Source organism: Ornithinibacillus sp. 4-3 (assembly GCF_040958695.1).
Taxonomy (GTDB): Bacteria; Bacillota; Bacilli; order Bacillales; family Amphibacillaceae; genus CALAMD01.
On sequence record NZ_CP162599.1, the window covers coordinates 2772639 to 2792141 of the forward strand.

A 19503-nucleotide genomic window follows, 5' to 3' on the forward strand; every position below is an offset into this window, starting at 1 on the left:
ATAAATGAGTATCAGGTAATTTATTCAGCAATTTTTTCCTCTTTGTTAGCTAATTGCAATACTTCTGCTGCTGTAGCATGAATCTCTTTAATTAAAGCTGGATTATCTAGTAATTTTGTTCCATAGGACGGTATCATTTCTTTGATTTTCGGTTTCCATTTTTTCATTTGGTCTGGGAAGCATTTTTCAATAACTTCAAGCATAACCTGTGGAGCAGTTGATGCTCCTGGTGAAGCACCAAGTAATGCTGCGACTGATCCATCTTCAGCACTTACTACTTCTGTACCAAATTGTAATGTTCCTTTTCCTCCGGCTTCCGTATCTTTAATAACTTGTACACGCTGGCCGGCAACAATTGTGTCCCAATCTTCACTCTTCGCATTTGGAATAAATTCACGTAATTCTTCCATACGCTGTTCTTTAGAAAGCATTAATTGTTGAATTAAATATTTTGTTAATGCCATTTCCTTTGCACCAGCCGCTAACATCGTCAGTAAATTATGCGATTTTACAGATGCTAGTAAATCTAAATAGGATCCTGTTTTTAAGAATTTCGGCGAGAATCCTGCAAATGGACCAAATAATAAAGATTTTTCACCATTAATATAACGGGTATCCAAATGTGGTACAGACATTGGTGGTGCTCCGACTTTGGCTTTTCCATATACTTTAGCATGATGCTGCTCGATCACTTCTGGATTCTTACATTCGAAGAACAATCCGCTCACTGGGAAGCCCCCAATATGCTTCGCTTCTGGAATCCCTGTGTCTTGCAATAATTCAATACTTCCTCCACCTGCACCAATAAAGATAAACTTAGCTGTAATCTGCTTTAATTTACATCCATCTATATCATGGACATCTATTTCCCATAGTTTATCTTTTCTACGCTTAATATCCATTACTTTGTGCTGGTAATGGATTTTTACACCTTTGCTTGCTAGATGATCAAATAAAACTCTTGTTAATGCACCAAAATTTACATCGGTGCCTGATTTAACTTTGGTAGCAGCAATTGGTTCATCAGATGTACGTTCATTCATAATAAGTGGCATCCATTCTTTTAATGTTGCCGGATCCTCTGAAAATTCCATATCTGCAAATAACGGATTTTCTTTCAATGCTTTAAAGCGCTTTCTTAGAAATTCAACATCTTTCTCCCCTTGTACCATACTCATATGTGGTAGGGGCATAATAAAATCTTGGGGGTTATCAATTAGTTTATGCTTCACTAGATAAGACCAGAACTGTAAAGACACTTGAAATTGCTCATTAACATTAATTGCTTTGCTAATATCAACTGTTCCGTCTGGCTTCTCCGCTGTATAGTTCAATTCACACAATGCTGCATGACCAGTTCCAGCATTATTCAATTCATGTGAACTTTCTAGTCCAGCTCCATCTAATTTTTCCAGCACTGTAATTTCCCAATCTGGCTGTACTTCTTTAAGTAATGTACCTAAAGTAGCACTCATAATTCCAGCACCAATTAAGACAACGTCTGTTTTCATATGTTTATCGCTCATTTCTACCTTCCTTACGCGTCATAATATTGTGGGCGAAATAATAACTAAAATTCGTCCGTCTTACCTAATCTATGTTTACTATAAATAGTGTAACACTATTTATAGTAGAATAAAAAAATCTATATCTAATTATACAACAAAAGATAGGAAAATTCAGTGCAAAATATTTTCTTCTAAATTTTGTCTAAGAAAAAGAGCTTCTCTAAAACTTTTCTAATTGCTTAATGTTATAATTAAATTGCGCAAATTTTTAAAAATTATTTTGCGCTCAATAATCATCTTGGAGGTTAGTAAATTGGGCATGAATAAAACAAATCTTGAATCAGCAATCGCTTTACGCCGTGAATTACATCAGCATCCAGAGCTTTCAAATGAAGAAGTATGGACAAAACAACATTTAATTGAATTTCTCCAAAAGAATACGACAAACATCGAGATTATTGATAAAGGTGAATGGTTTTATGCTGCTTATCGTGTAGGGAAAGACAAGAAAAACATTGCTTTTCGTGCAGATTATGATGCACTACCAATGGATGAAGTAATTGATATTCCTTGGGGTTCGCAGTTTCCAGGAAAGGCGCATAAATGTGGACATGATGGACATTCAGCTACTCTTGCCGCTTTTGCATTAGAAGTGGATCAAAAAGGTGCTGAACATAATATTTTCTTCCTTTTCCAGCCAGCAGAAGAAGTGGGTGCTGGTGCCTTAAAATGCTTACCACTCATTGAAGAGGAGAAAGTTGATGAAATTTATGGCTATCACAATATGAGTGGAATGCCAGCACATTCTATCAACATAATGAAGGGCGTTACACAATGTGCCTCTACAGGAATGATTATTAAAATGGTTGGTGCACCTGCACATGCAAGTCAACCAGAAACAGGTGTGAACCCAGCTTTTGCTATTGCTAATATCATCCAGTCTATTCCTGAATTAACCAAAGAAAGCGATGGTATATTACTATGTACAGTAATTCAAGTAGATATTGGAGAAAGAGCTTTTGGCATGTCTGCATCAAAAGGCGAATTATTATTGACACTTCGAGCTTTATACGAAGATGAAATGACCGCATTACGTGATTCTTTAATTGATCTAGCTAATCAAGAAGCAGAGAAGTATGGGCTTACTGTTTCCTTTGAATATAGTGATACATTTCCTGAAACACGTAACCATGATGAGAGTGTAGATGTCATTATGAATGTAGCTAAAGAAAAAGGCTATGTTGTAAATGAAATGGATAAGCCTTTCCGAGGCTCAGAAGACTATGGACATTATACGAAGCTAACAAAAGGAGCTTTTTGTTTTATTGGAAATGGCGAAGACCATCCACCTGTGCATACATCAGCCTATGATTTTCGTGATGATTTAATTGAAGTAGCTTGTGACCTGTTTAAAGGGATTTCAGGAACAAATTAACGTAAAATAGCCGGATAGAATGAGATTATTTCATTCTATCCGGCTATTTTAATTTTCACCCTATATAAAGAAAAGAATTTTACGGATTAACAGCTTCTTTTACCTCTAAATTTACTTTCTCAATCGAGCTCTTTCCTTGAGGTCCATTCACTGCTGCATGCACCTGTGTAGGCAATCCCCATAGTTTTATAAAACCTAATGCGGCATCATGATCGAACGCATCGTCTTTATTATAAGTTGCTAAGTCAAAATCATATAAAGAATTCGCAGATTCTCTTCCTACAACTTGCGCCTGTCCTTTATAAAGCTTCACTTTTACCTTACCAGAAACATGTTCCTGTGTTTTCTCAATAAAAGCTTGTAATGCTTCCGTTAATGGAGAATACCATAGTCCATAATAAACTGTTTGTGCTAGCTTTTGTTCAACAATTGGTTTAAATTCCGCCACTTCACGAGGTAATGTTAATGCCTCTAGCTCTTGATGCGCATTAATCAAAGTCATTGCAGCTGGAGCCTCATAAACTTCTCTAGATTTAATTCCAACTAAACGATTTTCAACATGATCAATTCTGCCGATACCATGTTTTCCAGTAATATCATTTAATGTTAGGATTAACTCATCTAAATCTAATTTTTTACCGTCTAATGAAACCGGCTTTCCTTTTTCAAAAATTATTTCAATGATCTGTGCTTCATCTGGCGCATCCAAAGGATCTACAGTTAAACCAAATGCATCCTCTGGTGCTTCCATCCATGGATCTTCTAAAATGCCACATTCATTACTTCTTCCCCATAAATTTTGATCAATACTATATGGGCTATCTAAATTAATTGGAATAGGAATATCATGTTCTTTGGCATATTCAATTTCTTCTTCTCTTGACATTGCCCATTCACGTACCGGTGCAACAATTTTTAATTCGGGATTTAATGCGGTAAATGCTACATCAAAACGGACTTGGTCATTTCCTTTACCCGTACAGCCATGGGCTACTGCTACTGCTCCTTCTTCTTCAGCAATGTCTACCAATATTTTTGCAATCAATGGGCGGGATAATGCTGAAATTAATGGATATTTCCCTTCATAAAGCAAATTAGCCTGCAATGCCGGAAGAACATACTCTTCCGCATATAATTTCTTTGCATCAATAACATATGATTTTATTGCACCAACATCCAACGCTTTTTGTTTTACAAAATCCAAATCTTTACCTTCCCCAACATCCAACGCTACAGCAATGACATCATAACCATATTTATCCTGTAACCATTTTATTGCTACAGATGTATCTAATCCACCAGAATAAGCTAGAACTATCTTATCTTTTACCACAAAAGATCCCCTCTCTTAAAAACCTAGTATTGAATTATTATGCATTAAAAAGAATAATAATTCAATAGGTGTTTTAAAGTTTTTAGTGGAGAATCAGAAAAACATGTGCATTTATTTTATAAATTGTTGATAGATCTGTTGATATTCCATTTCATCCACAGCTTGAAAAGTGACTTTTCCTTGCTCTTGCCAATTGATTATTTCAAATTCAGAGGCCTCCTCATGAAAGCTACCTATAAAATTCACTAAATCCCCATCTATATCCACATAAAATTCGATCATTATTCCATCTGTAATTCCGTTAATAGGATATGACTTTTCCTCTACAGACTGCTGCTTTGAAATGACCTGTAATTGTCCAGTCCATTCACCTTCACGCAGTGCTTCATCAATCGTGATGAATAATAACTCAGATTGATCTGCAGTACTGCCGTAGTAGCCATAATAAGACTCAAATGCTGCAAAAAAATCCTCTATTCGTTTATGAAAGTTGGCTTCTTCCTGATCAGGCAATTTTGTCGATGGCTCCTTCATTCCCTGCCACCAAAACAATGTAATAATAGTACCCAGTACCACAAGAACAATAATAACTTTTTCCAGCTTCATGTGCCCTTCCTCCTGTGATTGATTCATTTTCTATTTTGTAAGCAAATGAATGTAACATCTCAGTTGAATATATATTTCAAATAAAAAAATCGCCTAATCTTCGCATTAGCACCAATTGCTTTCAGGAGATTAGACGATTTTTCATTTATTTTCGTTTCTTCATTACTTATGATCTTTTAATAATTCTGCACCAGCGATTCCTGGATCTGTCATTTCGAATGGATCAAGAATTAAGTTCAATTCATCTTCTGTTAATACACCGTGACGGATACATAAATCACGTACTGGCTCTCCACTAGCGATAGCTTCTGCGGCAATTTGTGCAGCGCGCTCATAACCTATATGTGGATTTACAGCAGTAATAATACCAACACTTTGTTCCACATAATTACGTAAACGTTCATCATTTGCAGTAATTCCCTTTAAGCAATTTTCTGTAAAGGTACCAAATGCATTATCCATTATACTGATTGATTGTAATAGATTAAACACGAGAACTGGTTCCATTACATTTAACTCCATTTGTCCAGCTTCTGATGCTAAACAAATCGTATGGTCATTACCAATAACCTGGAAAGCAACCTGGTTAATTAATTCAGCCATTACTGGATTTACTTTTCCTGGCATGATAGAAGATCCTGGCTGTCTTGCTGGCAAATAAATTTCTGCTAATCCTGCTCTAGGACCAGATGCCATTAACCTTAAATCATTCGCAATTTTTGACATGTTCATCATACACACTTTAAGCGCTGCTGAAACCTCTGTATATGCATCTGTATTTTGTGTAGCATCTACTAAATGATCTGCGCCAACTAATGGTAAGCCACTAATTTCTGCTAAGTGCTTCACTACTGAAGCAATATAATTAGGATCAGCATTTAAACCTGTCCCAACCGCAGTTGCTCCCATATTTAAATCATACAAGTGTTGGCGTGATTGCTTAATACGCTTAATATCACGAGTTAGCACACGACTATATGCTTCAAATTCTTGCCCTAAGCGAATTGGCACTGCATCTTGTAAATGTGTGCGTCCCATTTTAATGACATCACTAAATTCATCTGCCTTCTGATGGAATACATCTCGCATTGTTTCAGTTGTCTTAATTAATTTTTCCATTAATCGAAGCACTGCAATATGAATCGCAGTAGGAAATGCATCATTTGTCGATTGTGACATGTTTACATGTGTATTTGGACTACAATATGTATAATCACCTTTTGGGTGTCCAAGAATTTCAATTGCACGATTAGCAATAACTTCATTAACGTTCATATTGACAGATGTACCCGCTCCACCTTGGATAGGATCGACAATAACTTGATCATGAAATTGTCCTGCTAATAATTCATCTGCTGCTTGAACAATTGCTTCACCAATTTCCTTAGATAAAGACTGTACCTCCATATTTGCCAATGCTGCAGATTTTTTTACAATAGCCATCCCATTGATTAATTCTTCATGAATATGGTATCCAGTTATTGGAAAGTTTTCTACTGCACGGAGGGTTTGAATCCCGTAATATGCATCTACTGGCACTTCTTTTTCTCCTAAAAAGTCTCTTTCCAAACGCGTCTCTATATTTGCCATTAAATTCGCTCTCCTCTACTAACATAATTAATTGGATTAAAGGCGATTCTTCTTTCTTTCAATTAAACAGACCTTCGACGATATTATAAGATGTATTATACAAAGGCGCAAGCACTCGAAATGCTTTGTACTCAAGGATTTCTAAGTTTGTATCTCTAGGGAGAACATTTGTATTTCCTCATTGCACTTATACATCTCCTAAAAAGGGAAATTTCCATCCTTTTCTGTTTTAATTATTTCAATAAAATGCTTTAAAATACGTGCGGTTAGCCCCCAAATCGTATACGTATCATAATCATAAAAATACTCTTCTAAAGCTCTGTTTCTCCATTGATAATTTTTTCCATTCATTATTTTTTCAAAAGGAAAATCTTCTGCTGGTTGTGGATGAATCTCTACTATATGTTTACTTGGTTCACATTGCAGAAGCCAAGGTAAAGGAATAGTAAATACTTTTTCCACTTCATCTTTATTTATTATTATTTTCTTTTGATCTAATTTTGCAACAAAGGGATATACGACAAAGGATGGGGTTGAGATATAAGGGCTTATTTCTCCAATAACCTCAATATCAGTTGGATCAATTCCTAATTCCTCATGTGTTTCACGAATAGCCGCTGCTAAGGGAGTTGAATCTGAGCTATCGATACGCCCACCAGGAAAACTAATATCGCCAGGTTGTTTCCGTAGCGTTAATGAACGAACTTGAAAAAGCACATGCCATTCGTTATCGACTTCCACTAACGGAACCATGATTGACGCTTGAAAAGCCGTCTCTTCACCAATAAATAATCGCTTGTTTCGCTGAAGCTGTTCCTTCAATGATTCAATGAACATAGAATCTCCCTCCTGTTCCCTTATCGTATCATTGATTACTCACGTAAGAAAGCATCGACACCTCAAACTGGTATCGATGCTTTTGATTATAGTGAGTATTGCAATCTTAGTCTATCGCATTCGTACTCACTAACTCATGTAACTTCCATTCATCATCTACTTTTTTTACCAGGTTTACTGTACGGAATTTTGTTTTATTTTCTTCCCCTGGTTTATAAATAATGAATTCTTCAATTGTTGTTACTTCGTATGTTTCATCATCTTGCTTAGTGTAAGATTCTATTTTTGAAGCTACCAACTCTTGCGTAATTTCATTTGGAATAAGATGATTGGTTAAATAATCTGTTTGTTCTTTTAGACGGGGACCTTTTGAATCGATATATGGTTCTACAATACTAATATCTTCTTCATTTATTGCTTCTACACTCTTTTCATTATATGTACGGATAAAAGCATCTAATTCATCATTTAGATCCTCTTCATTCGTATCAGCTGATACCTTTTCTGCCTTTTTATCTGGAGTACCTGAGCCATATAACTCCCGATTACCATCATATTTTTTTACCGTAGCATACGAGTCAAACGCATGATAAGAACTGGATTTATCATAGAAAAGCCATTTTTTTTCATTCTGATCATATTCTAAAGTAATTTGAAAAGCATCGACTTTGTTCTCCAATTTGGGTTCACTATCTGACCAGTAGTAAGCTTGATTGGTATAATAATGTACATCAATATATGCTTTATTAGCACTAAGAGATATGGAATTACTATCTATTTCCATATGTTCTATTTCTCCGGTGAAGTTTCGTTCTATATTTTTCATATCTTTTATTACATCTTTAAGGTCGTTAAATGCCCAGGTTGTTGCATTTTCTACCTTAGATGCATCTAAGCTTGCTAAAGCTTCATAATAGCCTTCCCCATATGCGAGCACCACTTCTGCCAGCTGATCAACAAACTCATCATCCACAATAGAAGCATCAATAGAAATGTAGCTATCATCAATGGTTTGTTCTTCTCCTTCTATCGTTCCCCACGGAAACTCAATAACAGGCAAATATTTTACTTGTCCATCAATTGGCATTGGTCCTATTGGTTCAAAGGTCAAATCGGCATTCGCTTTGATTTCATTATCACCCATTTTTAGCGTTATACCTTGAATAGGTAAATCATGATCAATTACTTCAAACATTATATTCGATGCATCTAGTGACACATAATAATTATATGCTCTCCCACTACTATCCCATAAGGTCATCTCATCTGCTGAGCTTACTTTTGCATATTCCCCTTCGTAATCATTCTCTATCTGATAAATTCCTGGAGCTAGCGGACCATATGTTGTTATACCTTCATTTTCTTCCAGCACTGTAAAAGCTCTTCCATTCAATGTTGTGTTCACATCTGCAAAAGGATATTCAACACCAATATATTGTCCCTGCATAAATACACGATGCTTTGGAATAATCCCTAACCATTTACCATCTTCTCTAATTGTTAGCAATCCATCCTGAAAGCTTCCAGCACGTGCTGCCAAATTACGTAGTTCATTGTCTATATAAACTGACTCAGCTTTTGCAAAAGCAAGAAAAGCGTCTATCTCTTCTTTCGTTACTTCATTTCCTGCTGTAACCTTTACCATGCTTAGAATCGCTTTTGTATTCTTTTCCTCAACCGCCTTAATAAAACGTTTCTCTACATTTTCAGCTGAATAATAACTATTTGCCCATGCAAATATACCTATAACAATCGCAAATAAAATACCGATAATCACAAATAAACTTTTTTGCTTTCTCGACATAGGTTTTTTCGTTGATTGAGCTACAGTGTCTTGTTTTATTTCATTTGTTTGTTCTTGCTTGGGAGTTAAAGTAGCATCTGCTAATACACTTGTTCCACATTCAGGACAAAATGCGTCCTCTTTGTTTATTTTACTGCCACATTCATGACAAAATTTTTCCATCTTATGACCCTCTTTTCACTCTATAGCCGTAGCTTATTAACTTAATTGATAACCTTTATTTAAGTCAAACAAAAAAACTTGACTGGCACAACTACCAGCCAAGTTTTTCTTTACAAGAAATTCAAGAACCCTGAGTATTCACCGAGTACTGTATCACTAATCACATATAAGAAAAGTGAGTAGATTAATATAAATCCAACGACATATACAACTGAAGCATAGAATGAATCTAGTACCTTAGTTTTCTCCTGCAATGCTTTTCCTAATATGTATAAAGGTATAGCCAAAATAGCGAAAATAAAAATAATGGTTAGCATCATATTTCCTGCTGTAAATAATCTCACTACAGTTAAGAATAAAGCAACAAGCGTAATCGCAATCATCGGAATTAATTTCGTACCATAGATAGTAATTATTTTAGGATACACATAATCTGGTCCGAAAAGCTTAATCACAAGGAATAAACAAAGTGTTGCAATTCCCATCGTTAATAAAATAAACAATCCTGTATAGAATATCACTGGGAAAAACTTAATCCCTTCGCTACTAAGATAGAATACTTCTGCGCTAAAAAACTTTAAGTAACTAAATACAGTAAGGGAAATAAAGAAAGTAAAAATAAGTATCGTTATAATTGCACTTAAAAGTTCATGCTGCTTATAATTAAAAACTTTACTTGGCTGTTTCGCATAATCAACAACATAATTCCAATAATTCATTGTCTTCTCTTTTATTACTTCCATGTTCACATTAGATTGAGCTAGCTGCTCATCTACTGTCTTTTCTTTAGCAGGTTCTTCTTGCTTAATGGCTACATTTTCTCGTGACATATCAACGGAATCTTGATTTTCTATTATTGAATCTTGAACCTTTTCTTCATTACTTATTCCACTTGATGACTGATTTGCTTGATTTTCTGTCAGTGCAGTACCACATTTTCCACAAAACTTGCCTGTTTCCTGTTCATGACCACATGCTGGACATAACATAGATCTTCTCCTCCTTTAACATAATATACAGATAATACGCTTCACTACTTGTATATAGCGTACGTTTTTATCCACTTAAAAATTACTATATTTTCCAGTATAACGGAATCTATTATGATAATGAATCATCTTACATTTATTTTTAATTATTTTTCCAGGGAATTTAATGAAAAAAAGACAAGTAGGAGTATTTCATTCCCCTACTTGTCTAAAAATTAATCATTCATTTTTTGATATATTCCAGTAGACGCCAGAAGTCATGTGGTAAATGAAACCATCTAAATTACTGTTTGTTGCGATTAACTGACTGCCATCACCAATTTTTATCACTGGTAAATAATCATAAAATACTTGGTGTAAGTCATCTGTATACTGTGCTGCATTTTCAACTGTTCCTGCTCGCAATACATCTTCAACTACTTCATTCATTTCCTCGCTATCATGCCAACCATACCAGTTTGGATTCCAGAACAGCGCTTCTGTAATAACAGGGTTATAGCCTAGAGTACCTAGATACATATCCCATGCATTCTCATCACCAATATCTGTAATAAAGGTAGCCCAATCTGTATTCTCTAGCTTCACATTCATTCCAATATTTTTCAGCTGTTCTTGGGCAACAACGGACATATCATATAAATATTTACGCTCTTGACTACTTAATAAAATAATTTCTTCCCCATCATATCCAGCTTCATCTAACAATTGTTTAGCAAGCTCAGGATCATAAGTTTCATAAATGTCTTTACCTGCATCAGATAACCAATCTGTTTGTTCAGCAGGTACTAAAGAGTGATTTAATTCAAAATACTCTTCATTACCATACGCGGCTAGCAATAATGCTTCTTTATCTAATGCAGCATTAACAGCTTGTCTTAGTTTAATGTCTTGGAATTTTCCTTTTTTATTTAATACGGCATCATCCCAAGGTGTTCTTGTGATTTGGATATCTATATTATCTGCTTGTTCAAGCTGATCTACACTATCATGTGGAATGCTTGTAGCTACATCATATTCCCCTGATTGGATACCCGCAATACGTGTGGAAATGTCAGGAACAATATGAAAATACAAATCTTTCACTTGTGCTTTCTTCTCACCTGCTAAGCCACCAGGCGCTTCTTCGCGTGCTTGATATTCATCATATTTTGTAATATGCACATATTGATCTTGGCGGAACTCTTCTAGTTTATATGGTCCAGTACCAATTACTTCTTCTATACGATCTTCGCCAACTGCTTCTACAACTTCTTTTGGCATAATTGCTGGGAACTGATTATAGCTTGCAATAACAGCAAGCGTCATAATACTTGGATTTGGTACATTTGCTACTACTGTGTACTCGTCTACTTCCTCAAAAGTTACATCACTAATATAATTTTTTGCTTGTGTGGACATTTTTTGCCATCTATTTAAGCTAGCGACAACATCCTCTGCCTTCATTTCTTTTTCATTATGGAATTTAATACCTTGTCTCAAGTTAAATGTAATTTGCTTACCATCTTCACTTTCTTCATAAGACTCTGCCAACATAGGTACAATCTCCATGTCACCATTTACAGCTAATAATCCTTCATAAATATGAATGGATACATCACGAACCCCAATATCTGTTGTCATATGTGGATCCAATTGTGGCAAAGTTAGATGAAACGCAATATCTAGCTTCCCTGATGCTTCTGTGTCATCTACTGCTGTTCCCTGATCAGAGCCATTAGCTTCTTCATCTTTCGAGCTACATCCAATAATGAAAGCGCTTAATATTAGAACCAAAAAAATAAGTAGAAATTTTCTATTACGCATAACAAATTCCCCCATACACTTTTAAAATATATTTCAATTAAAGAGCATGGATTATTTGTTGTTGTTCGTATGAAATATTCCACGCTCTAACACAATTCCTCATCTTGACTACAACTGATATAACTCCGGTTTACGATGATTATAACAAGGTACATTTTGTCTCGTATGATCAATATCTGCAAAGTCTAAATTCGCTGTAATAACTCCTTCTCTTTCTGGTGCACGTGCAATAGCAATTCCCCATGGATCAACAACCATACTGCTTCCAAATAATGTCTTTCCATCTGGTGGATAAGATCCAAATTGACCAGCTGCAACGACGAAGCATTGGTTCTCAATTGCTCTTGCTTTTAATAATGTTTCCCAGTGATGAATACCTGTGTAAAGTGTAAATGCCGCTGGTATAAATAATACTTTTGCCCCTTGTAGAGCCATCGTACGGAATAATTCCGGAAAACGAAGGTCATAACAAATACTTAAACCAAGCTTACCGAATTCCGTATCTACTAAGACTACTTCATCCCCTGGAGTAATCGTATCAGATTCTTTTGCACTTACTTTTCCTTCAATTTCAATATCGAATAGGTGAATCTTACGGTATTTGCCAATAATCTTTCCTTCCCTATTGATTACTAAGCTTGTATTATAAATTTTTCCATTTTCCCCTGTTTCACGAATACTTCCTACATGAATATAAATTCCATGCTCCTTTGCTTTTTCCGAAAACTTGGAGCTCGCATAACCACCGGGAATATCTTCTGCCACACCAAGCTTCTCTTCGTCACCACCCATGAAATCCGTATATTCTGGTAAAGAGACTAGATCTGCTCCTTCTTTTGCAGCCTCATCAATAAAACCTAGAGCTTTTGCAATATTTTTTTCTTTATCAGCTTGCGGGTTCAATTGTACAACTGAAACTTTCATTCTTTTTCCACCTCATTTATTATTTTTTAAGATTTCTTATTTTAGTCAATTAATCCCTGCTCGCGAAGGAAACTATCTGCTCTAGTAATTGAAGCAAGAGGTACACCTGAATCTAGCTTCTGTTTTGTATTTGCTTCATTTGCTTCATTTGCTTCCGCACGTGCAATAATCTCTTCTAAGTCTTCCTTGTCTTTTGGCATAACTAATGCACCATTATCATCAGCAATAATTAAATCTCCAGGATTAACAGTTACACCTCCACATTGTACGGTTGTGTTAATCTCTCCACTGTTACCAATTAGTTTAGTTGTAATTGGGGATAACCCTGTTGAAAATACTGGGACACCTAATTCACGAATTGCTTGAATATCTGTAGAAGGACCATCAATAATAATTCCAGCAAGCTTTCTAGCTTTTGCTGCATATACTACCATTTCGCCTACACAAGCATGCTTCGTATCACCACTACGATCAATAACTAATACATCACCTTCCTCTGCTAAGCTCACTGCTTTATGTACCATCACTGAATCATAAGAAGTTGTTTTTACTGTAAATGCTTGCCCAACCATTTTTACATTATCAAATACTGGGCTAATTTTCGGGTCCATAAATCCAAAGTGTAAATAATGACCAATTGTTGCTGGTTCTACCTCTTCACATCTTGCTTTTAATTCGTCAGAAATCCATGTCTTTTCTCTTGGCAAAATTTTCATGTAGTATCTCTCCTTTTTAATATCCCCAGATTATTGCCTCTAGAGATTCCGCCTAAACATCAAGAAATTAACTTTTAAAACCATTATTCCATATAAATAGCTTTTGTTAATTAACAAAAATACATCTTGTATACAACTTGGATATAATTTATCATGTTTTCTAATTTTTTGCAAAAGAATAATTAAAACATTTTTTCTGAAATTTTAATTTTGTTATTTTGCACAAAAAAGCTCACTACTTGTAACATCGTATAAAGATGCCAAGAAGCGAGCTTCTATTTAGTCATTTGCACTATTCCCCATCGAAATAGCTAGACGATTCCATGAATTGATTTGATTAATCAGCATTACTAAATCAAAGTACTCTTTTTCATTATAATGAGATCGGACTTTATCATAGAGACTGTCATCCACTCTTAACTCCGAAACAAAGGTGATGTGTTCAGCTAGCTCAAAAGCCACTTTTTCCTTTTCTTCTAAAGCAGTTAATTCCTTCCAATCCATTATATTCTGAAGTATATTTTCATCCGCTTTTAACTTTTTCGCTTCTTTTGTGTGCATTGCAATACAATAAGAACATCCATTTAATTTAGATACATATACTTTAATCAAAGCTTTTAATCTTCTATCTAGTTTTATTTTTCTCACATATTGTTCTAAGCTCATCACATGTTCCATCGCTTCTGAACCAACTTTGAAATAATTCATTCGGTTCTTTAAATTCATAAAGCCAGCCCCTTTGACGATTCCTTTGCTAATCACTTTTCTCATTTATGATTTCCTTTCTGCAACATTTGTTGCACTTTTAACTTTATGATACAATGCAGCCAATGATGTATCAATATGCTACGAACAAACGCTACAGTACCTATAAAAATGTTGCATTGGAGGGGAAATATGATTTATAACACACAAAATCCAGTTGCATTGCAATCTCAAAAATGGCTAGTAGAAGCATTATTAGCTTTGATGAGAGAAAAACCTTATCGCGATATTAAAATAAAAGACATTACGAACAAGGCTCAAGTAGATCGTAGTACATTCTATCGAAATTTTAGTAGTAAGGAAGATATTTTGAACTTACATGTTCGGCAACTTGCTGAAACATATGTAAAAAGACTAAAAGCACATAAAACCTTATCTATGGAAACAGTAGCACAAATCTTGATTACACTCTGTTTTGAAAACATTCAATTTCTGACCTTGTTGCGAAAAGAAGGTCTCTCTTATTTTGTACTAAATCATTTTAATGAAAAATTACCAGCGATACAAAAAATATTGGCAGATCGTTTTGACTATCAAATCCATCCTGATTATGTACAATATGCCTTAGCTTTTAATGCGGGAGGAATGTGGAATATGCTTATGATGTGGATAGATAATGGTATGAAAGAAGATATCTCTTATTTAATTAAAGGTTTTGAAGAGATTGCGAAATTCAATGCCATGAGAGCCGACAAACGTGAATAGAGTTATAGTTGCATTATTATTCTGCCTGTCAATTACAATCCATAACAAAGAGGAAGCATTATTTTTACCAGCGTGGACAATCAGTAATAGTCCGATAACGATATCTAGTACGACATTTCTAATCACCGTAACAATTATCACGATCATCGGCTATGGAACAGCTATTTATTATGTTTTTCAACCAGGAGCTACAATCAAATATATTTTTATTGGTTATGTCGGAGCGATGTGGATAAATGCTTTTCTTCCACATATCCTATTCAGCTTACTCAGTCTATCTTATATGCCAGGGACTATATCAGCCGTTTTGATATTAATACCTATCCACACATATATCATTGGAAAATTTATCTATGTTGATAAGATACCGTTCAACAAAATCATCTATGCATCTACAACCTGTGGAGGAGTGTTAATATGTCTTATCGCTTTCTTATTTTTCATACTTAGCTAATTAATTATATCTGTAACAATGGAAAAACGCCCCAATACTTTGGCGCGTTTAATAAAATGAATGGTTAGTTTTGAAAATAATTTTCCTTACCTAAAATAATATGCTCTTCTAGTAGTGCCCTTGCTTTTTTAAAATCACGTTCTTTTAGGGCCTTATTAATTCCAATATGCTCCTTGATAGATTGGATGTTTGTCAGCCCACGCTTACGTGTACGCTTCAATCCATGTAGATAGAGACGATCTGTTAAATGATTGAACACCTTGATAAAATGATCATTTCCGAGAATTTTAAAGAAATACTTATGATATTCTAAATCTAGCTGTACAGAGCGGAATGCATCTCCTTGAATCCGTACTTGCATCTGCTCTTCAGCATTTTTTTCTAAAAAAGCTAAATCCTCATCCGTAAATTTATCGGCTATATGCTCAATAGTAAATGTCTCGAGCGCCAAACGTAAGTCCAATAAATCATTGGTCTCTTTAATAGATACCTCTTTAATAAAAATTCCTCGATTCGGATAAACTTTAATGAAATCTTCATTTGTTAGTCGCTTTAGAGCCTCACGGATAGGTGTACGGCTCATATTTAACATTTTGACTAGCTCACCTTCTGAAATACTTTCATTAAAATCACCATTTAATAATAATTCTTTAATTCTATCGTAAGCAACATCACTTAGTAGTATTCTTCCCATCCTATGTCCCCCTTCACCTTAATATTTATTCAATCAATCTTACCGCAAATTTTTGAACGAAAAGCGCAGAACGCCCTTACAGGCTAAAAACGTGATTTCCTGTCACAACGCCTGCACTAGCACGTCCTATGCGTCGAAAAACGTAGAGATTGGAGCGGCACAACCGAGATAAAGGAAACATGCCCCTTTAGGGGTATCCAACGTTAGGCTTTAGCCTGATTTTAGTTGAGTCTCCTTATAAAACAGAACCGATGTTGACTTATTGTAGGGTGTGACGTGAAATCTCTTAGTTTTTGGCGCTCGGAGCTAGACAGCGCTAGTTCCAAATAAGAACCAACCTTGGGAAATTTTATACTTTCCTATCCCCCAAGCAAATCTGCTAAACAAGTTAACATACATCTTTTCTCTTTCATAATACAATACACTTTATATGGAATTTATCAAAGCTAATATATTACATTAGTCGCCAGTAAGAAAATACTATTACAATAGATTCTAATAGAAAAGATATTTTAAAGTCAGAAAAACCCTGGAGATACTGTATAAAGTGTACCCTTTGTAAAGGACATTTTTAAAAAGACTCTAGGGAATTAAGTAACTTGAAGAAGATGATGACTGTATTGTGCAGGCGTCATCTTTTTTAAGTTCCATTGACCTCGATAATGATTGTAATAAATCATATAACTCTTAATCTCTCTTTTTACCTCTTCTAATGTTTCACACGATTTAAAGTCTGTTTCATCTTTAAAATGCCCAAAGAATGATTCTTGAGGGGCATTGTCCCAACAGTTTCCACGGCGGGACATTGACTGACCTAGCCCCATTACCTTCACCTTCTTTTGAAAATGGGGGTTCGTATAGTGAACTCCTTGATCTGAGTGAATGAATGCGTCTTCAGCCAACTTTATCTTACTGTTTTTTAACTTCTTGACTGTATTTAATGCAATATCTAGGGTGATTCTATCAGATGTTTCATAGGCTAAAATTTCATTGGTTTCGGCATCTTTGATAGTGGATAAGTAAGCACGTTTTCCTTTTCCATAACTCAAGTAGGTAATGTCTGTCAATAATACTTTTCTAGCGATTCCTTGTTTAAATTCACGGTTTAATAGGTTCGGTAGTGTTCTATGTTCTTTCGTTGCTTTCGCGATTCTTCGATAAGGATTGGCTTTTCGAATGGGACAAATAATTTGAAACTTTTTCATGATACGACGAATGCGTTTCAAGTTATAGGTAATGTGATACTGATGTTCTAATGTCATTTTGATTTGACGTGCACCTTTCTTACGACGGCGGAAATTGAACGCTTTTAAAATGATTGCCTTTACTTCTTCATCTGCTTTATCTCGTGCTTGTCTATTCAGTTGTGCTTCTTCTGAAAAATAACGATAATAACCTGATCTAGAGACGCCAACTAATTCACAAAGATACCTCACCATTCGATTTAAACCGTATTTTTCAATGACGAATTGGACTAACTGAAATTTCTGTTCCGCAGTTAGTTTTTCTTTTCCTTTATCAACAACCTTTCTGCTAGATCGATCTTTTTTAGTAATTCATTTTCTGCGCGTAATAATGCGTTTTGTGCTTCTAATCGAGCATACTTTTCTTCTATACTTAATTCACGCGCAAGAAGACGTCTTGAAGAAGAGTTACGTGAATCCTCAAGCCCTTCCAAACCCTTTTCTTGATAGGCAGTACGCCATCTTTTTAAAGCCGATTTAGCGCGTTCAATCCCAACGATTTCAATATCAAATCCTGCATCTTCAAATATTTGACGAGGAAATTTTCCTTCTCCATATTCTTTAACAGCTATTGCTTTAAATTCATCCGTGTATGTAATTGCCTTTTTACTAACCGCTTTTACATAAGGATGTTTCATCAATAAGTACTGTTCTTGATCTGTAAATAATATTTTCGACATTTTCATCCGCCCCATTCGCAATTTCTTTCATTATAAATAAAAGTACCCCATAAGAGAGACTTTTTAAAGTGTCTATCTTATAGGGTACATTTTAGTAAGCATCCAGAGTTTTTCTATTTTTAAATTGAATTTTTAAACTGAGTTAAGTATTCATTCGTACCATTTAAAAAATCATCGTAATACTTTTCAATATCCAAAGCACTTATCTGTAGCTGCTCTAATAGCTCTTGATCTAATTCTTCTCCACTAGATTGTTGGTCAATTAATTCTCTTAATAGACTACCATAAGCGTCTATACTTAGTATCATAAAAGAAAAATTAGATTTTAATAAATAAGCTAGATCAGATGTATCGTGGTTTAATAAGCTAGTTTCTTCAAAATCTGCAAAAGCTTCTTGGAGCTGATCATGCATAGTATCAATTGCCGCAAAAGCTTGATCCACATCCACAGACTCTTCATTTTCCAATTGGATAGAAAATTCCTCTACATCATCAAAAGACTCAAACAAGGTATTCATCTGATCAATTAATGTAAGCATGTAATCTTGCATTTCTTCCATTTCCACCGGTTCTGTCAATGCTGTTTGGTGCTTTGCATATAAACCGCTCGTAATCACCGTTTTCATCTCATTATCAAGCATTATTTTCCACTCATCTTCTTGTTTGACGAGCTTCATCCCCTGCATCAAAGTAGCTTTAGAAGCTTCTTCTCCAAGCTCAACCATTTTATCAGCTGTGATATCACTATTAGGAAGTTCTCCATCTACTTCTTCGATTGCTTGGTTCAGTAAATCAGGAAGATCATAGTTTGTAATTTTCAACATAACGATTGCTTCATTTCTATCAATCGTTATATCACCAAGTTCCACTTCAAAGTCTGTCATTAATGTATGAAATGCTTCAATAATCTTTTCTGGATAAACATTACGAATAGCAAAGTTTTCTAATTCCATTTGATCATCTACTAGATAAACTTCTGCATCCTCAAACTGCTGATCCTTATACGCTTCAAAAAATGATTCTACTATTTCCTGCACATTTTCTTTTTCTGCTATTTCTTCTAATTTTTGTGTGTCTTCTTCGGTATCGTTGTCATCTTGTTCCGGTTCATTCGAGCAACCAACTAATATTACACTCAGTATCAGTAGGATAATGCCCCATTTCTTGACCATCGGAACAACCCCTTTAATCATAAGATATTTTACAACATTATACCTCACCAGCTCTCTTTTGACTATTGATTCAAGCTAATCC

Annotated in this window: 17 protein-coding genes; 3 read left to right on the plus strand and 14 right to left on the minus strand. The window is 35.1% G+C overall.

Annotation, left to right across the window (positions count from 1 at the left end; all coding sequences use genetic code 11):
• Positions 1-20: 20 nt before the first annotated feature.
• Complete coding sequence (locus AB4Y30_RS13605) at positions 21-1526, minus strand: malate:quinone oxidoreductase (RefSeq protein WP_368652761.1); 1506 nt, start codon at positions 1524-1526, stop codon at positions 21-23.
• 301 nt (positions 1527-1827) lie between these two features.
• On the opposite strand from AB4Y30_RS13605, the gene AB4Y30_RS13610 reads away from it, so the two are divergent.
• Positions 1828-2943 (plus strand): M20 family metallopeptidase, encoded by a 1116-nt coding sequence (locus AB4Y30_RS13610; RefSeq protein ID WP_368655230.1) that lies wholly within the window; start codon positions 1828-1830, stop codon positions 2941-2943.
• Positions 2944-3022: 79 nt separating this feature from the next.
• Here AB4Y30_RS13610 and AB4Y30_RS13615 read toward each other — a convergent pair whose 3' ends face one another.
• The 10 genes from AB4Y30_RS13615 to AB4Y30_RS13660 all read right to left on the minus strand — a co-directional run bounded on the left by AB4Y30_RS13615 (position 3023) and on the right by AB4Y30_RS13660 (position 14478).
• On the minus strand, positions 3023-4276 hold the full coding sequence (locus AB4Y30_RS13615; protein WP_368652762.1) for an argininosuccinate synthase: 1254 nt from the start codon (positions 4274-4276) through the stop codon (positions 3023-3025).
• A gap of 111 nt (positions 4277-4387) precedes the next feature.
• Positions 4388-4882 carry a hypothetical protein gene (locus tag AB4Y30_RS13620; RefSeq protein WP_368652763.1) on the minus strand — a complete coding sequence of 165 codons (495 nt, stop codon included), beginning with the start codon at positions 4880-4882 and terminating at the stop codon, positions 4388-4390.
• Between the two features lie 162 nt (positions 4883-5044).
• Positions 5045-6472: an aspartate ammonia-lyase gene (gene aspA, locus AB4Y30_RS13625; protein ID WP_368652764.1), complete on the minus strand. Its 1428-nt coding sequence runs from the start codon at positions 6470-6472 to the stop codon at positions 5045-5047.
• A gap of 198 nt (positions 6473-6670) precedes the next feature.
• Positions 6671-7309, minus strand: coding sequence for a CoA pyrophosphatase (locus AB4Y30_RS13630; RefSeq protein WP_368652765.1), 639 nt, complete (start codon positions 7307-7309; stop codon positions 6671-6673).
• 106 nt (positions 7310-7415) lie between these two features.
• Positions 7416-9275, minus strand: a complete 1860-nt coding sequence (locus tag AB4Y30_RS13635) for a zinc ribbon domain-containing protein (protein WP_368652766.1) — start codon at positions 9273-9275, stop codon at positions 7416-7418.
• A gap of 110 nt (positions 9276-9385) precedes the next feature.
• Positions 9386-10264: a hypothetical protein gene (locus tag AB4Y30_RS13640; protein WP_368652767.1), complete on the minus strand. Its 879-nt coding sequence runs from the start codon at positions 10262-10264 to the stop codon at positions 9386-9388.
• 219 nt (positions 10265-10483) lie between these two features.
• On the minus strand, positions 10484-12067 hold the full coding sequence (locus tag AB4Y30_RS13645; RefSeq protein WP_368652768.1) for an ABC transporter substrate-binding protein: 1584 nt from the start codon (positions 12065-12067) through the stop codon (positions 10484-10486).
• A 108-nt stretch (positions 12068-12175) separates the two neighbouring features.
• On the minus strand, positions 12176-12991 hold the full coding sequence (locus tag AB4Y30_RS13650; protein WP_368652769.1) for a carbon-nitrogen hydrolase family protein: 816 nt from the start codon (positions 12989-12991) through the stop codon (positions 12176-12178).
• A 41-nt stretch (positions 12992-13032) separates the two neighbouring features.
• Positions 13033-13707 (minus strand): RraA family protein, encoded by a 675-nt coding sequence (locus AB4Y30_RS13655; protein WP_368652770.1) that lies wholly within the window; start codon positions 13705-13707, stop codon positions 13033-13035.
• Between the two features lie 279 nt (positions 13708-13986).
• A complete protein-coding gene (locus AB4Y30_RS13660) occupies positions 13987-14478 on the minus strand; it encodes a carboxymuconolactone decarboxylase family protein (protein WP_368652771.1) in 492 nt (163 codons plus the stop codon).
• A 126-nt stretch (positions 14479-14604) separates the two neighbouring features.
• On the opposite strand from AB4Y30_RS13660, the gene AB4Y30_RS13665 reads away from it, so the two are divergent.
• Positions 14605-15177, plus strand: coding sequence for a TetR/AcrR family transcriptional regulator (locus tag AB4Y30_RS13665; protein WP_368652772.1), 573 nt, complete (start codon positions 14605-14607; stop codon positions 15175-15177).
• Positions 15170-15631: an HXXEE domain-containing protein gene (locus tag AB4Y30_RS13670; RefSeq protein WP_368652773.1), complete on the plus strand. Its 462-nt coding sequence runs from the start codon at positions 15170-15172 to the stop codon at positions 15629-15631. Before AB4Y30_RS13665 ends, AB4Y30_RS13670 begins: the two co-directional genes overlap by 8 nt.
• A gap of 64 nt (positions 15632-15695) precedes the next feature.
• Here AB4Y30_RS13670 and AB4Y30_RS13675 read toward each other — a convergent pair whose 3' ends face one another.
• The 3 genes from AB4Y30_RS13675 to AB4Y30_RS13685 form a co-directional block, all read right to left on the minus strand.
• Positions 15696-16325 (minus strand): GntR family transcriptional regulator, encoded by a 630-nt coding sequence (locus AB4Y30_RS13675; protein WP_368652774.1) that lies wholly within the window; start codon positions 16323-16325, stop codon positions 15696-15698.
• Positions 16326-16915: 590 nt separating this feature from the next.
• Positions 16916-18249 (minus strand): IS3 family transposase gene (locus AB4Y30_RS13680; protein ID WP_368652526.1). Its coding sequence is split into 2 segments (ribosomal slippage): positions 16916-17865 and positions 17865-18249, totalling 1335 coding nucleotides; the frame shifts between segments, so codons are not numbered across the junction.
• A gap of 119 nt (positions 18250-18368) precedes the next feature.
• Positions 18369-19421 (minus strand): hypothetical protein, encoded by a 1053-nt coding sequence (locus tag AB4Y30_RS13685; protein WP_368652775.1) that lies wholly within the window; start codon positions 19419-19421, stop codon positions 18369-18371.
• Positions 19422-19503 lie beyond the last annotated feature (82 nt).